Raw genomic sequence first — 17,327 nt, forward strand, 5'->3', positions numbered from 1 at the left:
TAAATAGCCATCACATGCAGGTCCGCTTCAAAGGTAATTAAATCTCATCATTTAAAACAACTCTAATTCAGTGTAATCCTTAAGCTAAAGCCAAAATTACTAAACGAAGTATTAAAGGTTTGTGAGGTATACGGTTTGGTAATGTTTGAGTCATAAAACAACCTGACGTTAAAGCGCTGGTTTAAGACATAATCAACGCTTGGCCTTAAAGTGATGTTTTTAGCGCCCGAAGAAACTTCTGCTTCAGTGATGTCTGCCCTGTAAATCACGGTCTTATTGTCCCTTATTGCCACATCCAGTTTAAAATCCATGTTGTTATCTGTTTTTAATCCCTTAAACAGGCCAAAAGGAAACCTGAACTTGGTGGTGCGATAGCCAAGACCAAACACCATATTATTTTCCGACAACTGGGCGAGCTGGCTGTTGGCAAGGCTCAACCCCAGCAGTCGCGTTCTTCCCAGTTCGAAATTTGCAGTCATGTTATTTTTCAAGCGGGTATCTACACCTATCAGCGGAGAAAACTGCTCTGCAATCGTAACCTGGGCATATTGATAGTAAGGCAGGAAATTTCTGTTCTCATCCCGGCTGCTTACAAAGCCATTACTTTCCTGATAACGTATCAATGAATTGAATCCATTGATACTGTATACGGAGCGGTAAGCATGTCTCAGGTCGATAGAACTGAACCGTTCGGCCAGAAATGCGATCCTGGTAAGCCCCCTGTAGTTCAAGCGCCAGTTGGGCAAAGGAATCTTCGGCAGGGAGTTCAGACTGATGGACGAAGCACTTTTTCCGGTATAAGCTGCCAGGAATGCCGAAACAATTACATCCTGCGAATTCTTATCATATCCATCAGCATAGCCGCCTGGAGCACTGCCAGAAGAATTTATATTTTCTGCACCCAGGCGCTGCGAAATCACCTGCCTGTTGCTCATAAATTCAGCAAACAGTTTAGAAACGGTACCCCCCTGCTTCTCTGAAAATGCTGTTTTCAGTGAAATAAAGGAAACACTGTAATCACCCGTAGTAAAAGGGCTCAGGTTTCCAAAATCACGCAGCGACTGGTCGTACCTGAAATTTGTAGAATAGTTTAGCGTTCTGTTCTTATTGGCAGTTAAGGTAATGCTCAGGTCTTTGATCGGCTCAATCAAACCAGTTAAACTTAAGTCCTCCCTTAGGGTATTGATGTAAAGCTGCGATTGTAAAGTATCCCTGGTGATCCATCCGTTATTTAAAGCCATCTCCCTGATGTCCCGTTGGCTACCAAAAACAAAGCCTAAGCCCGGAGCCCCCGTTGCCTCATCCAGGCCGAAATAACTTACACGTGGCAGGTATCCCGGTAAAAATATTCCTTTAGTTTGCGTAAAGGCAGCATTTATATTTTTTATACCGGTTAATAAACCAACAAAGAATGAGGCACCCGATGAAACTTTATCCCCTGCGCCATTTGCGCGCCTCACAAAACCAAATTTATTGTACAAACCGGCCAGGTTTAAAGTTGGGTTCACCTGTATCGTTCTTGAATTCTGAATGGTATTCCCTAAATCAATCAGCGGGTCTCTTAAAGTAGAAAGCGGCTCCGTCTGCCAGTTAAAATTAGTACCATACCTGGTGGCTACTGTTACCCAGTCCATCCCTGGTATTTTATTCAGCGGCAGCGAATAAGTCACATTTAAATTGTGGTTATAATCCGTGGTCCGACCCAAACGCTTCAGGTTCTGCCAGATGGTATCCCTTTTTAAGCCTTCGATCCTGCCTTCAGGCTCATCAATAATGGAATAGTTGGTTGCATCAAAGTCCAGTGTCAAGGACCTGGTCAAATTCCATGAAATGCCATATACCCTGGTGATCAAAAAGTTCTTATTAAACGTAGTATTGATGGGAATATAGTTGTTAGGGTCATTGTTCCGCAAACTGTTCTCCGAATAGTAACGGTCCACATCTACCCTGAAGTTAACCGCATTGGGCAGTGGATTAAAATTAAAATCCTTCAGCAATGCCAGGGTATTGGATTTGATGATCTTGCTGAAAGGCTCCACATTTTTAGACTGTCCGGAATAACTGTAAGCCAGTGATGCCCGGTAAGTTTTCTGCACATTATTTTTATTGATAAAATCACGGTGCGCAAACTTGGTATAAGCATAACTCGCATTAAAATTCTCAATATCCCACAGCTGAGGTTTTTTATCCGGGTTTGTCCTTTCCTTCCTCACATTGGTAAAGTTGATGCTGTTCCTGGTTGTATAATCCTGGGCATATTCCAAAATGGCTTTCTTTTCAGATTTCGAAGCCTTGTCCAACGCATTTTTTAGTTCAATGTCCGGCATTTTAGGATCGTACTGCGGCGTACTTACCTGGCTCGAATAGCTCACAAACATTGGAATCTTAATCCCCGTTTTCTGAGGGAAGAACTTACCCAGCTCCATGGCGGAGGAAATGTCAAAAAACACATTGTCTGCACGGTTCCTTTCACTCACCCTTTTTTCCAGTGACCCAAAACCGATGGTCGATTTACTTCCGGATACGTTCACATCGGCAAAATCGGCCAGCTTGGCACTCATCCTTGCCGTTGCCGCCCAGCCACCGCGCTCGTCAAACTCGGTTAACCGCATTTCATTGAACCATACCTGCGCATTTTTGTCCAGACCATCATCGCCCGGACTTGCGCCATTCCGGTAAGGGTTCATCACGCCCAGCATATACACCCGTACCTTACTCATGTCAGGCTGTCCCTTTACAATGATCGTTTTACCATCAACCTGGTAGGTAAAGGGTTTGCTGATGTTCCATGGCAGGCCATCTGCATCCAGGGCATTGTTCCGCGCAATTTTTGCTTTCTGGAACAGCTCCAGCTCGATATCCAGTTTATTCTGATCAGGCCATATCGCATAAGGATCACTCGTACCTGGCCGCGTTACCCTCAGGGGTTGCGAATACTCATAGTAATTGTCCTGGTTATCCGTTCCAATCCTTAAAAAAGCGTTCAGGTCATTGTCATTGATCGGAGCATTGCCCAAAGCCTCCAGGTGAATGTACATTTCCAGGTGCTTATAGGACCTGAAATCGTTCAGTGCAGTTTTAAAGGCGGCCCTTCCATACCCGTCACGCAGGTTCTTTATCGTTACTGCCAGTGATTGCTCATTCTGGCGGGTATCACCACGGTAATTGCTAAAATCACGTTCCCTTTCAATACCCGGAGGAACCACGTATGGAATTGGTGTCCGCTTGCCGTTCTCTTCAATGTTTACGGTTGATATTTCTATAGTCGAATTGTCTGGCCCTGCATTTTGCAGCGAAGGGTCGAGGATGATCTGAGACACTTCATTGTTTGCGTTGTATTGTCTCCATTCTCCCCTCACCAGTTGTATCTTTCCAAAGCGTAATACCGTAGTATCTGCAAAATTGGTCATGAACATCCTGATGAAACGGATAGATTTAAAATCCTGGATACTGCCTACTTTCTGCTGATACTGCGCCAGAGGGATCCGAATCTGGTACCAGGTAACCGGTTGCGTTTGCCCATTGGCCAATTTCACCTGCGAGGTGATCTTATCCGTCACAAAGTTTTGTCCCACCATTAAATCACCAGGCCGCATGGACACCTTATACTGAAAGTACTCATCACTCTGGGTCATGTTGTTGTCCCTGTTGATGTCTTCCCCATCTGGTAAAGAAGTGGAAGCCGAGTTGTCTACGCCAAAGTCTTCCTGCGATTGCTGTGCGGTTTTCGAATTCCCCTCAGGCCCGTTATAGCGCTGATAACGTTTCAGTATCCCCGCATTGGCCTGGTCAAGTAATCTGCCCCTAAAATAAACGTAATCATCCGATGAAGGGTCATTGTCAAACTCAGCTGCAGCATCTGGGTTCAACTGTCCTTTAATCTGGGTAATCTGCTCATCAAATTTCGCTTTCTCGCCAATATTTGATAAACCGTCCAAACCCACATCCTGAACTTTTCTTGCTGCAGGATCATTGTCAAATGCCTGAACCACCGGCTGCAGCTTAGGCACCCGGCCCCATTTGGTCTCCTCATATTTTTCCCGATCACCATTGGCAGGCAATCCATTTTCCAATGATTTACGTCCGTCTTTTAAAATGTCCTCCGAAATATTGCCCAGGTTAAAATACAGGTCTCCACCCGTCGAATTTGGTTTATAGATGTTCGGGTCCATCATCCAAAGCTCAATGTATTCAATGTTCAAAGCCTGGAAATCGCTGGTTTCTATCCTCCTGAACAAACCGCCCCAGCGTGATCTTGGATTGGTCAGTATACCATTTGGGTTAAATCCGGTAGTGGTATAGTTGTAAGGACCGCGTACCGTAGGGTAAAAAGCGACATCCAATGTGGGCAACGTGATGGCCTGCCCCGTGCTGGTTTCTTTAAAGGGAAAAACCTCCTGTTCTATGATCTCCCGCACATAGTGGTTAGACAACTCATTCCGGTTATTTCTCAGGTTATCCGGAATATTACCGGTATTCCTGTTGTAAAAAATAGGATCTATGTTATAAAAAGCAATCCTTGCCCGGTTAAAACCATAACTCAGGTCATCAATCCTGCTCGCTTCAGGAAAAAGCTGCGGTGTCCCTGACAATTGCCAGGAAATGGCACTTTTTAAGTCGATCACGGAGCGCGAAGCTTCAAAATCATCCAGGTAACTCACCCCACCCTTATTGCCGCCAAAATTCAATGCTTTAGGATGTCCCGGGATCAGTTGCGCAAACTCCCCGGAAAAGCTAATGTTAGAAGGTACCTTAGTCGACAATAGCGGCAGTTTATCCACCAGTTTGGTCAAAAACCGGGATGGTGAACTGTAGTTCAGGTCAAGTCCCCACATCGTATTGGAGATCGGCTCCTCCCCAATGTTCACTTTGGCGGTAAGCGGTTTCTCCGTAAGGTTCATTAAAGTACCCCCAAGGTTTAGTTTGTTGTTTACCTTGTAATCCAGTCTTGTTCCGAATAAGGAGCGTTGCTGCAATCCAAACAGCTCATTGTTTTCTGTCGAGATCCTGATCGGTTGCCCAGAACTCAACAATGCCGGGTTAATGATCCTTACCCTGCCTCCCTGATAGTCTACTGTAAAATCAACCCCTTCCTGTAAAGGAATGGTGCCTGCAAATACCTTTACCGAACCTTCAGGAACATTAATGGCATTTAAGCTGAACTCCGAAGCGATTTCAGATTGGTAAGCTCCTTTTATGATGTACCGGTTCTGGCTACTGAACAGCTGTTGTGCAACCACCTTTGTGGAGTCATATAATGCCGGAAAAGTGTATTTATCAATCAGCGGTTGTTCTGTTGGCAAAAACTGGCCGGCCAGATCTTTACCAAAAGGCTCAATCAGCGGAAAAATAATCCGTCCGTTCAGGGGATCTATCGTAATGTAGCCATTAAGTGTATTGGTTGAAAAATTAACCTGGCTATTTGTGGTACTGCCAGCATTTCCATTGTTATATGATGAATTCTGTGTATTTGTGGTACTGGTTCCGAAGGGTTTGTTTTCCGTTTCAAAATCAAATACCCCATCAGGTTTCCGTTCCTTTTGCTGGTTCAGGCGGTCCAGCCCGGTAACCTGTATCCATTGTTTGCCATTCAAAGGCCGGCGGTCTGCATCCAGTTTCTGTCCTTCCTGTATCAGCGGCTTCTCTACACCGGTCTTTTCATCAATCCTGAAAATGTCCAGCTTAAAGTTTTGCTGACTGATCTGATAACCACCAATAGAATAAATGTTTTTCATCATCAGGTCCCAGGTGGGTAAATTGGTTTTGATCACCTCATTTTTCAGCAACTTCGTATACAAAACCTTAGGCATGCCCGGATCAAAAGGAACATCCGTAGAAAACTCCCCTACCTGGTATTCCAGTCCATTGTAAGTATACCTGTAAGCAACAGTCAGCACCTCATCACTGTTCAGTGCATTATTTAGTGAAATATAACCCAGCTGGGGATGAAAAGTATACTCCCTGTCTGACAATTTTCGTGCATAGGTCAGTTTAGCATAATTGTCTGTCCCCCCGCTTCCCGCAAAAAAAGAAATGATCTCATTAGAATTTGTAAGACGGGAATTTGCCGGGATCTTGGTTAAAAGATCATTGGAATTCCTTGGGAACAAGGGATTTGTAAAACCAGAGGGCAGTGCCGATGTCCCTCCAGCAATGCCTGAATTAAAAGGTTGATTTTCTCCAAGATCAATAAAGCCCAGTACATCCCTGGAATCCTGTGTATTTCCTGCCTTATTTGTAATCCAGACCTCTATTTTGGTAATCAATACCCCCGAAGTGATGGTAGGTGGATTAGATAAGACTTTATTGTAGTTATCCCTGAAATATCTGGCTAAAAAATAATGCTTATTGGCCTCATAATTATCAGCGCTTAGCCTGTATTCATTTTGCTGAGCACCATTATTGATCTGTATTTCCCGGGATTGCGATTTTTGTTGTGTAAAAACAGTGGCTACGTTTAGTTTGCCAAATTTTAGCTGGGTTTTTATACCAAACAGCGCCTGGGTCCCGTTAATCAGGGTTGTATTTAAGGGCAAACTCACATTACCCGCTTCTATTTTCTGTATGATATCGTCCTCGCCACCTGTATAGTCCAGCTTAACTTGATTTTCAAAATCAAACTGGGCTTCCGTGTTGTAGTTCATATTGATCTTCAGCTTGGTACCAATATTACCGATCACATCCATTTGGATGCGCTGGTTAAAATCAAAATTTCCCTGAACCCGCTGGCGCTCGTTAAACAAGGGATTCTCATTTTTATTGATCCTGCCTAAAAAAGTAAGCTCGGCTTCTCCACGGGGTTGTATGTCTATGGTCGTACCGCCAAATATCCTTTCAAAGGCTTTGCTGTTCACTTTTAAGCTGGGAATAATCCCAGTGCGCCTCACATCATTCACTTCCTGATCAGACAATACCCGCCAGTTTTCGCGTTTAATCTCGCTGTTTACCAAACGCATATATTCCTCAACAGTAAGGTATTGTACCCTGCCATAAGGTTTTTCCCCAATCAATTCCTGGATAATATATCTTTTATTAACTGCATCATATTCCACCTTCCGGTGCATATTCTCAGGCAAGGGATAAAAGGGATTTGACAAAGATCTAATGCCAAGTCTTTGCTTCTCTTTCAGCCCGAAAGCGTTTTTTAGGGTGTCCTGTTTCTCCTTTTGCGGTGTAACCTGCGAAAAAGCCTGCAGTCCGTCAAAAGTTACCATCAGGAAGAGCAATAGCGTTAATAAGTTTTTCAATGCCGAAATCTATAAATTCTTCAATGCTATTTTTATCATTTGTTCAACAGACAAATCTTGTCCACCACTTTTCACCGCATTGTCTATTGCCTTTTCAGCAGCTGGTTTGGCAAATCCAAGCATTACCAATGCCGAAAGCGCCTCTTCCCTTACTGTATGGTTCAAAGGAGCCGCTATTAACGACCCCGATCCTTCTTTTTTCAGTTTGTCCTGTAACTCCAGTACCAAACGCTGTGCAGATTTCGCTCCTATTCCCTTAATCCGCTGAATAAGTGCAAGATCTGCATTTACTATCGCCGTCTGAATTTCCACCGGCGTAATGGATGAAAGCATCATCCTGCCTGTATTCGGCCCTATTCCAGACACCGAGATCAGGTGTAAAAAGAGCCTGCGCTCACCTTCATCGGCAAAGCCGTAAAGGGTATGCGCATCCTCTTTTACATGCAGCCAGGTATATACCTTACATCGCTCGGTATTGGCCAGGCTGCTATATGTATTCAAAGAAATATTCAGATGATAGCCTACGCCACCAGCCTCCACAACAATATAAGTAGGACACTTAAAAGCCAGCTTGCCATCTATATACTCAAACATAATTATTTCTTAGCTATTCTTTTTAATAAACCGCCTTTTTTTGGGTTTGCTTCCTGTTCCTTTCCCTGAACATCCAGAACAGCTAAGGTAACCATATTTACAATCTCCCTAACCGAACTTCCAAGTTGAACAATATGAACAGGCTTGTTCAGACCCAGCAAAATAGGGCCAATCGCCTCAGCCTCACCCAATTCCTGCAAAAGCTTATAGGCAATATTGCCAGATTCCAGGTTCGGGAAGATCAGCGTATTTGCCGGCCCGTCTACCAGTCTGCTGAATGGAAAATTATCCTTTAGCAGTGCATTATTGATGGCAAAATTTCCCTGCATTTCACCATCCACCATAATATGCGGATGCTGCTCATGTAATATTTTCACAGCCTTCCTTACCTTCTCTGGCACTACTCCTTCGTTAGAACCAAAGTTGGAATAAGACAACAGGGCAATTCGTGGGTGGATATTAAATTTACTAACAGAACGTTCCAACAGCAAGGTCAGGTCAACCAGTTCCTCAGCAGTGGGATCCACATTAACCGTAGTATCCCCAAAAAACACCGGTCCCTTCTTGGTCATCATCATGTACATACCGGCAACCCGGTTTACACCAGGCGCAGTACCGATCACATGCAGGGCAGGCTTAATGGTCGACACGTAATTTCTGGTCAGTCCGGATATCATGGCATCCGCTTCGCCAAACTCTACCATAGATGCCCCAAAGTAATTCCTGTCGCGCATCAGCTTGGTGGCCTCAAATAAAGTAAGGCCCCTGCGCTGTCTTTTTTCATACAGGTATTGCCCATACTTTTGCATCAGTTCAGGCTCTTTAAAGGGATCAATGATCGTTACACCTTCCAGATCCAGTGCACTTTCTTCAATGATCCTTTCAATCACCTCTCTGTTGCCCAGTAAAATCGGGATGGCGATGTTCTCATCCTTAACAATCTGGGCAGCTTTCAATATTTTATAATGATCTGCCTCCGCAAATACAACACGTTTAGGATCTGATTTTGCTTTATTTGTTATGGCCCGCATAATGGCATCATCCATGCCCAAACGGTGTTTCAGTTCTTCCTCATAAGCAGCCCAGTCGGTGATCGCTTTACGCGCAACACCCGATTCCATTGCCGCCCTTGCCACCGCCGATGAAACATTGGTCATCAGGCGCATGTCCATGGGTTTCGGGATGATATATTCCTTACCAAACCTGATATTCTTCTCATTATAGGCCATATTTACCGCCTCAGGAACAGATTTTTTAGCCAGTTCAGCAATTGCCTTCACCGCAGCGATCTTCATCTCCTCATTAATTGCAGTTGCCCTAACGTCAAGTGCTCCTCTAAAAATATAAGGAAAACCAAGCACATTGTTCACCTGGTTGGGGTAATCAGAACGGCCTGTAGCCATGATGATATCCTTACGGGATTTAATAGCCAGTTCATAAGCAATCTCCGGGTTCGGGTTTGCCATAGCAAAAACGATCGGATTTTTAGCCATCGATTTCAGCATGTCCTCTGTTACACAGTCGGCTGAGGATAAGCCAATAAAAACATCCGAATCCTTCATCGCTTCTGTTAGCGTATCAAGCTTTCTGGAAGTTGCAAACTCTGCTTTTATCGCATCCAGGTTTTCCCGGTTGTCCCTGATCACACCCGATCTGTCGCACATCACGATATTCTCTTTTTTTGCACCCAGAGAAACGTATAAACGCGAGCAGGAAATCGCAGCAGCACCAGCGCCATTTACTACGATCCTGACCTTATCCATTTTCTTTTTCTGCAGCTCGCAGGCATTTAACAAAGCCGCGGCAGAAATGATAGCCGTACCATGCTGGTCATCATGCATCACCGGAATATTCATTTCGGCTTTCAAACGACGTTCAATTTCAAAACACTCCGGTGCTTTAATATCTTCTAAATTCACTCCGCCGAAAGTAGGCTCCAATGCTTTTACTATTTTAACAAAATCATCGACATTTGTGGTATCCAGTTCCAGATCAAAAACATCGATATCAGCAAATATCTTAAAAAGAAGACCTTTACCTTCCATTACCGGCTTACCAGCCTCCGGGCCAATATTACCCAGTCCTAAAACTGCAGTCCCATTACTAATTACAGCTACAAGGTTACCTTTGGCTGTATATTTATAAACATCTTCTGTATTTTCGGCTATTTTTAAACAAGGCTCTGCTACTCCTGGCGAGTAAGCAAGTGCCAGATCTCTTTGGGAATTGGTTGGTTTGGTTGGTATAACCTGAATTTTCCCCGGCCGCCCTTGCGAGTGGTAATCTAACGCATCCTGCTTTCTATTAATCTTACTCATAAAATGATCCAATGTAAGGGGCCAAAGTTACAATTCTTTTAACAAGCCATAAATAAAAAAAGAACACATTAAATTTAACCTCTTTGCGGGGTCACTATATGCCTTCCTTCGGTATTGCTATAGATTTTCAGTCGCTGTCCAGGAACAATTGTTGTCCCTTTTAGATTATTCCAGACCTTCAGGTCTTGTACCTCCACATGGTATTTATTGGCGATACCGATCAGGTTTTGGCCTGGAGCCACTTTATGATACAAAATTGGCGATTTATGTTCCGCTTTAGGCTTCCGCCTTACTTGGCCTTCATTTGATGCCAATATAATTCTGCGGTCTACATCGGCTTCGGTTTCATTCAGCAATTCATAGACCCTTGCAAAACTGGCCAGGTTCACCTTTGGTAAGATGACACGCTTGGGCGAAAGTTCAGAACCATTTACGATCTTCTTTTTGTAAGAAGGATTCAGGCTCCATAATTCTTCTACTTCAATATCCAGCGCATCCGCCAGTGAAGGGATGGATACAAAACGGTTTACCTGGATAGTGTCTGTATTTTTAAGAAAAACAGAGCGCTGTGCTTTGATGTCATGTTTTCCGGAATAATTCATCACATAAACTGCCGCAATAAAAGCGGGCACATAATTTCTCGTTTCCATGGGCAGGAATCGTCTGATCTCCCAGAAATCCCTGGAGTCTGCTTTCGCAATCGCACGATTGACATTGCCCATCCCGCAATTATAAGCGGCAATAGCCAGCAGCCAGTCGCCCAACTCCTCATAGGCATCTCTGAAATAAGCGGCTGCAGCATAACTGGCCTGGATCGGGTCTTTACGCTCATCCACAAAATTATCCATATTCAGCCCGTAGCCCTTAGCTGTGGCGAACATAAACTGCCATAAACCTGTAGCTCCAACCCGAGAAACCGCATGTGGGTTCATTGAAGATTCAATGATCGGCAGGTATTTGATCTCTTCCGGGATATTGTAGCTCTTTAAAGCCTTTTCAAAAATCGGGAAATAATAACCCGAAAGCCCGAGCATCTTTCCCATCATATCCTTACGACCCGCATAAATGTCAATATACTTTTGTACATATTCATTATAGCTTAGCGGAACAGTCTTCTGAATAGAATCCAGCCTGGCCTTATACCTATAATTATGATTGTAAAAAGCTGTAGTTTCATCCACAACAGGAACATAGGTAGTATCTGTAATCTGCAGCATGCGCTGCTGTGCTCCTGCCGAAAAGCAGGTTAAAGTCAAAATGCAATAAGATACAAAGCGTACTATTGGTTTCATAGGCATTGTATGGGGTTTTGGTTCATTGGTTTAACTGGTCAATTGTCTGGCATTTAAAAAGGCATGAGCCAGAGACAACAGGTCCTGCTCTCCAAAATGCTTAGCCATTAACTGTACACTTAACGGCAAACCTTCAGTATTATTGCCCAAAGGGATGGCAATGGCCGGGATACCCGTTAATGAGGCCAGTACCGTAAATATATCGGCCATATACATCACCAGCGGATCATCAATATTTTCTCCGATGTTAAAGGCCGGTGTTGGGGCAACAGGGCTCAATACCACATCAAAATGGCTCAGCATCTCTTCCATCTTCTCCCTGATCAGCCTTCTCACCTGCTGGGCTTTCTGGTAATAAGCATCGTAATAGCCGGCACTCAAAACAAAGGTTCCCAGTAAAATTCTGCGCTTTACTTCTTCTCCAAAACCTTCTGCCCTTGATAATTTATACAACTCATTTAAGCTGCCAGCATTCAGGTTACGATGTCCGTAATGCACCCCGTCGTAACGGGATAAATTGGATGAAGCTTCGGCAGTGGTCAGCACATAATAGGCTGGCACCAGGTAATCCAGCAGGTCAAAAGAAACATATTCTACAGTATGCCCCTGCTCCTTTAAAGCTTCAATAGCTGTTAATATAGCGGCTTTGATATCCGCGTTCAAGGCTTCACTTTCTAAAGTCTCCTTTAAAACAGCAATCTTTTTCTTTTTAAATGTGCCGCCTTTAAAAGCCGCATCATCTGCGGTCAGGCCAGCATGATAATCCGGCACCGGCAATTTAGATACGGTGCTGTCGTAATCATCAGCTCCGGCTAAAACTTCCATTAAAACAGCCGCATCGCTGACAGAGGAAGTAATGGTACCCACCTGATCAAATGAGGAAGCATAAGCGATCACACCATATCTTGAAATCCGGCCATAAGTAGGTTTTAAACCGATACAGCCGCAAAAAGCAGCAGGCTGCCTTACAGAACCACCGGTATCTGTTCCCAAAGCCGCAAGACATAGGTCTGCCTGTACCGCAACAGCAGAACCACCCGAAGAGCCTCCGGCTACTTTTTCATTGTCAGCTGCATTTTTAACAGGTCCGTAATACGAAGTTTCATTAGATCCGCCCATTGCAAATTCATCGCAGTTCAACCTGCCGATAATTACCGCATCTTCAGCGATCAAACGTTCTACAACAGTCGCAGAATAAGGGGAAACAAAACCTTCCAGCATTTTAGAGGAGGCACTAACCTTGTGGCCTTTATAACAGATGTTATCCTTTATGCCAATCACCATCCCTGCCAGCTTACCTGCCCTTCCCTGAACTATCTTTTCCTGTACCAGTTTAGCCTGGTTACCTGCAGAATAAAAAAACACCTCATTAAAAGCATTGAGGTGTTGATTTTTTTTTATTTGCTCAAAATAATAGTCTAATAAGGCCGGTAAACTGAGCTCATTTTGCTCAATAAGGCTTTGTATCTCTTTTAAGGAGTTATATTTCTTCAAAATCAAGAATACATTTAAATTTAAAAAATCGGGTTGGTAAACCTATAAAGGTTTGTTGGTCTGCTTCGGCTCTACCGCATCATCCGCACCATCTTTCCCATCTTTAAATTCTTTAATTCCTTTTCCAAGCCCACGCATCAGTTCAGGAATTTTTTTACCGCCAAAAAGTAATAATACAATTACTACGATGACAGCAATCTCTCCGCCACCCAATCCAAAAGCTAATATTGTTGTGTCAAACATGATATTTTAGTTAAAGTTTAGTTTTATCTGTGTCTATTTTATTGCTACCGGCATCATCAATATGCTCAACATGCTCAGTAGCATCTTTTTTCTCTAAATTTATCCCTGTACTATGTGGCTCATCATTCGCTACATACGTATCTTCATTGGGTGTATAGTCATAGGGATGAGGCCTGTTGCTGTCTTCATCGTTAATAGCTGATTTAAAATCATTGATCTCATCAGTTATACCTACGGAATTGATGTTTCTATGGATTTCACGCTTTACCCCTTCAGAAGCATCCTTAAAATCTCTCAGGCCTTTTCCCAGTCCCCTTGCCAATTCGGGCAATTTTTTACCTCCGAATAACAAAAGTACAACAGCAAGGATCAGCATTATCTCGCCCCCGCCCATATTTAAGAATTCCACTAACGTACCTGTATACATCTTTCGCTCTATTTTTACTTCTATAACACAAACTTAGCAAATATTGTTGCCAATAACAATATTTGCGATCTCTCCAATACCTTTAAAAAGCTAAAGACAGCGGAAATATATCATTTAATTGCAATTATTTCGCAATCCAGGATGCCGGATTTTGTGCCGCCGTTCCTCTGTAAATTTGAAACTGAAGTTCCGGTATATCGCCTGATGAAGCAACTGTTCCGATATTCTGTTTTGTAGTCACCTCATCACCTGCACTTACACTTACAGATCTTAAATTCTGGTAAACCGTAAAGAACTGCCCGTGTTTGATCAGGATATAATACCGGCCCAGTGCATTCCCTACTTTAGTCACCTTACCGTTAAATACAGCCCGTACTCCTGCCCCTTCAGCTGTCTGGATCGTTACACCCGCATTATCATACGTTGCCTGTCCCTCTTTATGCTTTCCAAAACTTTCGGTAATAGATCCGGCAGCAACCGGCCATGGCAGCGAGCCACGGTTACTTTCAAATGCGGCAGATAAACGTGCAGCCTCAGGTGTTGCGGCCAGGTAACCGGAACTATTCGCTTTAGGTTTTGCAGCTGGTGCTGCAGCTGGCACAGGTTTATTCTCTGCCCGGGCTTTCGCCGCAGCAGCGGCGGCAGCTTTTGCAGCAGCAGCTCTCGCTGCCTCTTCGGCACGTTTACGCTCCAGGGCTATTTCGCGTGCAATTGCTGCACGTATACTTCTGTCCAGCTGCGCCTGCTGTCTTTTTCTTGTGGCAATGTCCTGCCTGTACTGTTTTTCCTGCTTGCTGTATTTGTTCAGTACAGCAGATTGCTGCGACTTATTTTTACCCAGTTTATCTTTCTCGTTCTCCTGCTCATGTAGTAAACTGCTTTTCTCTTTCAGGTTCTTATCTAAAACAACGATCTTATAATTCAGGTCTTTTTGGGTCCCCTGTATGTATCCGGCCTGTTTTTTACGGTATTGTCCAAATTGCTGTAAATACTTGATGCGCTTATAGGCCTGGTTAAAATCTTTAGCTGCAAAAATGAACATCATTTTATCGTAAGCATTCTTGTTCCGCTGCGCAAACCTGATCATTGCCGCGTATTCCTTTTTCAACTGGCTCAGCTGCCCCTTTAGGCTGATCACTGTATTGGTATTTTCGTGGATCTGGTTATCCAGGTTCTTGATCTCGGAGTTGATCACCGTGATCTTATCCTGCATCAGCCTGATTTTGGCGTTTAAAGCATTGATCTGACCTAAAGTAAGCTTTTTACTTTTAGCTGTTTTATTCAGATTTCTCTGTAACAGCTCAATTTCCCTTTGTATGGCTTCTTTTTTTCTTTTGAGTTCCGAACTGCTTTGCGCAAATACAAGGGATGTAGTGCAGGTTGAACCTATAAAAAATAAAAGGAAAAGGAATCGGGATAACTTCATCGGGTCAAAAGTATAAAAAAAATCAGTTTATTACTTCATACTTATTAGGAACACTAAACGGAAAATCAAGCGGAACATTGCGCTCAATCTTCGAAAAATCGAGATTGATGCCAACCTGTTTGATCCCGGCCATAGAACTGATCTGCATGCTGGAAGGAAACAATTCATCAATTACCTTCTGATAATCTCCATACACTACTTTTAATGCTTTGCCGGATTTTACATCATTTAGGTTATTCTCGCTAACTTTCAGCAAGGTATTGAACAGCACCCGGTAAGCCAGGTCCTGCTGCTGTCCTTTCAATTCCCAAACCCCATTCAACTGCTCAAGTTCCGATTGTTCTACCATAAAATCGTCAATGGTATTTCCGGAAAACACCGATTGCAGCAACTTAAAACTCACCTGTTTATTGGTATATGCATGCACGTAATTAAAAGGCTTTTTCAGGTACACGCTCTGAAAATTGTTTCTTACTTTAATGCTGTCTGGTGTAATCAAAACCCTTGCCACTTCTATTCCGGCAATTGCAGTTATACTCATCCAGATCATTTCATCTTTCTTCATCCTGATGTTCATGCTCACATTATTGCTATTCCCATTGATGTTCAGGCTGGCCTTTCCCCTTAAAGAAAGGGTATTAAAAGAAAGATTATTTTTTTTTAATAAGGCAAGGTTCTCTGATTTGCGGCTATTTACTGTAGTGGTGCTGTCGCTTTTCGGTACAGCAACTACTGCTTTTTTTGTTTTACAAGCCAGCAAGCCTGCCGAAATCGCCGCTATCCAAATCCATCTATTCCAAATACTTCTGCTCATTGATCTTTTTGTTTAATTTTTCAGCACTGTTTCCTGCCGCTTTTGCTTTTTTCCATTGCAGCAGTCCCTGCGCCTTATCTCCGTTTAAAAATAAAATGTCTCCATATAATTCCATGTACAGCGCATTTCCTTCATCCAGCTGCAAGGCAGATTTGATATTGGTCAAGGCTTCCGTATACCGGTTGCTATGCTTCAGTGCTACTGTCATGTAATAATATAAAACTGCCTGGTTTGGGTATAAAGACAAAGCCTCATCTGCCACTTTTAACGCATCCGCATACAAACCCAGGGCCACTTCAATAGCAATAGTACGTTCCCAGGCCATATAAACCTGGTCAGTGTTTTTTAAGATGGCCTTAAACTGGACTAATGCAGCGTTCAGATCGCCCTGCTTGTACAGCTTTTCGCCTAGCAACAGCATGTTTTGCTCCGGGCTCAGCGAAGCTTCTGCCTGATGGGCCCCGATCTTCTCCCCTGCATCATCTTTCTCCATGGTTATCCGCCTTCTGGCATGACTAAGTGCCTCCGAATTGCCAAATTTCTTTTCCAGCTCCTCATAACCCTTCATCGCAGCTTCCGTATTCCCGGCCAGCAACCAGGCGTTAGACCGGTCATAATAATAAGCTTCCGTATCCGGAGAAAGGCGGATCAATTGATTTAAAACTCCAACCAGGGCCTCCATATCTCCTTTTCGCTTGTGCAGTTCGGCCAGCATCATCCAGTACCAGACATTGTTTCCATCTAATGCTGCCGCCTTTTTTATGGCTGTTTCCGCTTCAAAAAGCTTATTCTGCCGGTAGTTCATTACCGCTATTTCATAATGAACGGCGGCATTGTTCGGATCAAGCGCCAGGATTTTGGTAAAACTTTCATTTGCCCTGCTGTAATCCTCGTTCAGTTTATCCCGCAAGCCTGCAAAAAAAAGGGTTTTTACGACATTACTATCCAGCACTCCCGTTACAGGTTGCTGTGCAAGCGCTGCAGGAATATAGCCCAGTAAAATCAATAAAAACCCTTTATATTTCATTCCAATAGCTATTTACCTGTATGCCCATAACCGCCAGCACCCCTGTCGGTATCATTCAGTTCCTCCACAGCGTTCCATACTGCAGTCTCGTGCCTGGCAATTACCATTTGCGCAATCCGATCACCGTTGTTCACTACAAAATCGGTGTCCGACAAATTTACCAGCAGTACCTTAAGCTCTCCGCGGTAATCTGCATCTATCGTTCCCGGAGCATTCACAATACTGATGCCATGCTTATAAGCCAGGCCACTGCGTGGCCGGATCTGCGCTTCATAACCTACAGGAAGTTCTATGTATAGACCTGTTGGAACCAATACCCGCTGTAAAGGTTTAATCGTAATTTCTGTTTCCACAAAGGCACGTAAATCCATACCTGCAGCATGCGCAGTTTCATATTGAGGCAGGGGATGTCCTGATTGATTAATGATGTTGATATTCATCGGCT

At 43.7% G+C, this 17,327-nt stretch carries 11 protein-coding genes; all 11 read right to left on the reverse strand.

Annotation, left to right across the window (positions count from 1 at the left end; translation table 11 throughout):
* Positions 1-62: 62 nt before the first annotated feature.
* The gene (gene sprA, locus R2Q85_RS08415) at positions 63-7,214 is read right to left on the reverse strand and encodes a cell surface protein SprA (RefSeq protein ID WP_316811488.1); all 7,152 of its coding nucleotides are present in this window, start codon (positions 7,212-7,214) and stop codon (positions 63-65) included.
* A gap of 42 nt (positions 7,215-7,256) precedes the next feature.
* Positions 7,257-7,841 carry a Holliday junction branch migration protein RuvA gene (gene ruvA, locus R2Q85_RS08420; RefSeq protein ID WP_316811318.1) on the reverse strand — a complete coding sequence of 195 codons (585 nt, stop codon included), beginning with the start codon at positions 7,839-7,841 and terminating at the stop codon, positions 7,257-7,259.
* A gap of 2 nt (positions 7,842-7,843) precedes the next feature.
* Entirely contained in the window at positions 7,844-10,159 is a 2,316-nt protein-coding gene (locus tag R2Q85_RS08425; protein WP_316811319.1) for an NADP-dependent malic enzyme, read from the reverse strand.
* Positions 10,160-10,233: 74 nt separating this feature from the next.
* Entirely contained in the window at positions 10,234-11,451 is a 1,218-nt protein-coding gene (locus R2Q85_RS08430; protein WP_316811320.1) for a lytic transglycosylase domain-containing protein, read from the reverse strand.
* 30 nt (positions 11,452-11,481) lie between these two features.
* Positions 11,482-12,945, reverse strand: a complete 1,464-nt coding sequence (gene gatA, locus R2Q85_RS08435) for an Asp-tRNA(Asn)/Glu-tRNA(Gln) amidotransferase subunit GatA (protein ID WP_316811321.1) — start codon at positions 12,943-12,945, stop codon at positions 11,482-11,484.
* 42 nt (positions 12,946-12,987) lie between these two features.
* Positions 12,988-13,188, reverse strand: coding sequence for a twin-arginine translocase TatA/TatE family subunit (locus R2Q85_RS08440; RefSeq protein ID WP_316811322.1), 201 nt, complete (start codon positions 13,186-13,188; stop codon positions 12,988-12,990).
* Between the two features lie 10 nt (positions 13,189-13,198).
* The gene (locus R2Q85_RS08445; RefSeq protein ID WP_316811323.1) at positions 13,199-13,615 is read right to left on the reverse strand and encodes a twin-arginine translocase TatA/TatE family subunit; all 417 of its coding nucleotides are present in this window, start codon (positions 13,613-13,615) and stop codon (positions 13,199-13,201) included.
* A 124-nt stretch (positions 13,616-13,739) separates the two neighbouring features.
* A complete protein-coding gene (locus tag R2Q85_RS08450; RefSeq protein ID WP_316811324.1) occupies positions 13,740-15,041 on the reverse strand; it encodes a murein hydrolase activator EnvC family protein in 1,302 nt (433 codons plus the stop codon).
* A gap of 22 nt (positions 15,042-15,063) precedes the next feature.
* Positions 15,064-15,855 (reverse strand): DUF4292 domain-containing protein, encoded by a 792-nt coding sequence (locus tag R2Q85_RS08455; RefSeq protein ID WP_316811325.1) that lies wholly within the window; start codon positions 15,853-15,855, stop codon positions 15,064-15,066.
* Entirely contained in the window at positions 15,833-16,882 is a 1,050-nt protein-coding gene (locus R2Q85_RS08460; protein ID WP_316811326.1) for a tetratricopeptide repeat protein, read from the reverse strand. The genes R2Q85_RS08455 and R2Q85_RS08460 overlap by 23 nt, the downstream gene beginning before the upstream one ends.
* Before the next feature lie 8 nt (positions 16,883-16,890).
* On the reverse strand, positions 16,891-17,322 hold the full coding sequence (gene dut / locus R2Q85_RS08465) for a dUTP diphosphatase (RefSeq protein ID WP_316811327.1): 432 nt from the start codon (positions 17,320-17,322) through the stop codon (positions 16,891-16,893).
* Positions 17,323-17,327: the final 5 nt, after the last annotated feature.

Origin of the sequence: Pedobacter heparinus (assembly GCF_032678725.1) — a bacterium.
GTDB lineage: Bacteria > Bacteroidota > Bacteroidia > Sphingobacteriales > Sphingobacteriaceae > Pedobacter > Pedobacter heparinus_A.

Coding starts and splice junctions, on each gene's coding strand:
- sprA (WP_316811488.1), bottom strand. CDS start 7,214: ATGGTAACTTTTGACGGACTGCAGGCTTTTTCGCAGGTTACACCGCAA.
- ruvA (WP_316811318.1), bottom strand. CDS start 7,841: ATGTTTGAGTATATAGATGGCAAGCTGGCTTTTAAGTGTCCTACTTAT.
- R2Q85_RS08425 (WP_316811319.1), bottom strand. CDS start 10,159: ATGAGTAAGATTAATAGAAAGCAGGATGCGTTAGATTACCACTCGCAA.
- R2Q85_RS08430 (WP_316811320.1), bottom strand. CDS start 11,451: ATGAAACCAATAGTACGCTTTGTATCTTATTGCATTTTGACTTTAACC.
- R2Q85_RS08440 (WP_316811322.1), bottom strand. CDS start 13,188: ATGTTTGACACAACAATATTAGCTTTTGGATTGGGTGGCGGAGAGATT.
- R2Q85_RS08445 (WP_316811323.1), bottom strand. CDS start 13,615: ATGTATACAGGTACGTTAGTGGAATTCTTAAATATGGGCGGGGGCGAG.
- R2Q85_RS08450 (WP_316811324.1), bottom strand. CDS start 15,041: ATGAAGTTATCCCGATTCCTTTTCCTTTTATTTTTTATAGGTTCAACC.
- R2Q85_RS08455 (WP_316811325.1), bottom strand. CDS start 15,855: ATGAGCAGAAGTATTTGGAATAGATGGATTTGGATAGCGGCGATTTCG.
- R2Q85_RS08460 (WP_316811326.1), bottom strand. CDS start 16,882: ATGAAATATAAAGGGTTTTTATTGATTTTACTGGGCTATATTCCTGCA.
- dut (WP_316811327.1), bottom strand. CDS start 17,322: ATGAATATCAACATCATTAATCAATCAGGACATCCCCTGCCTCAATAT.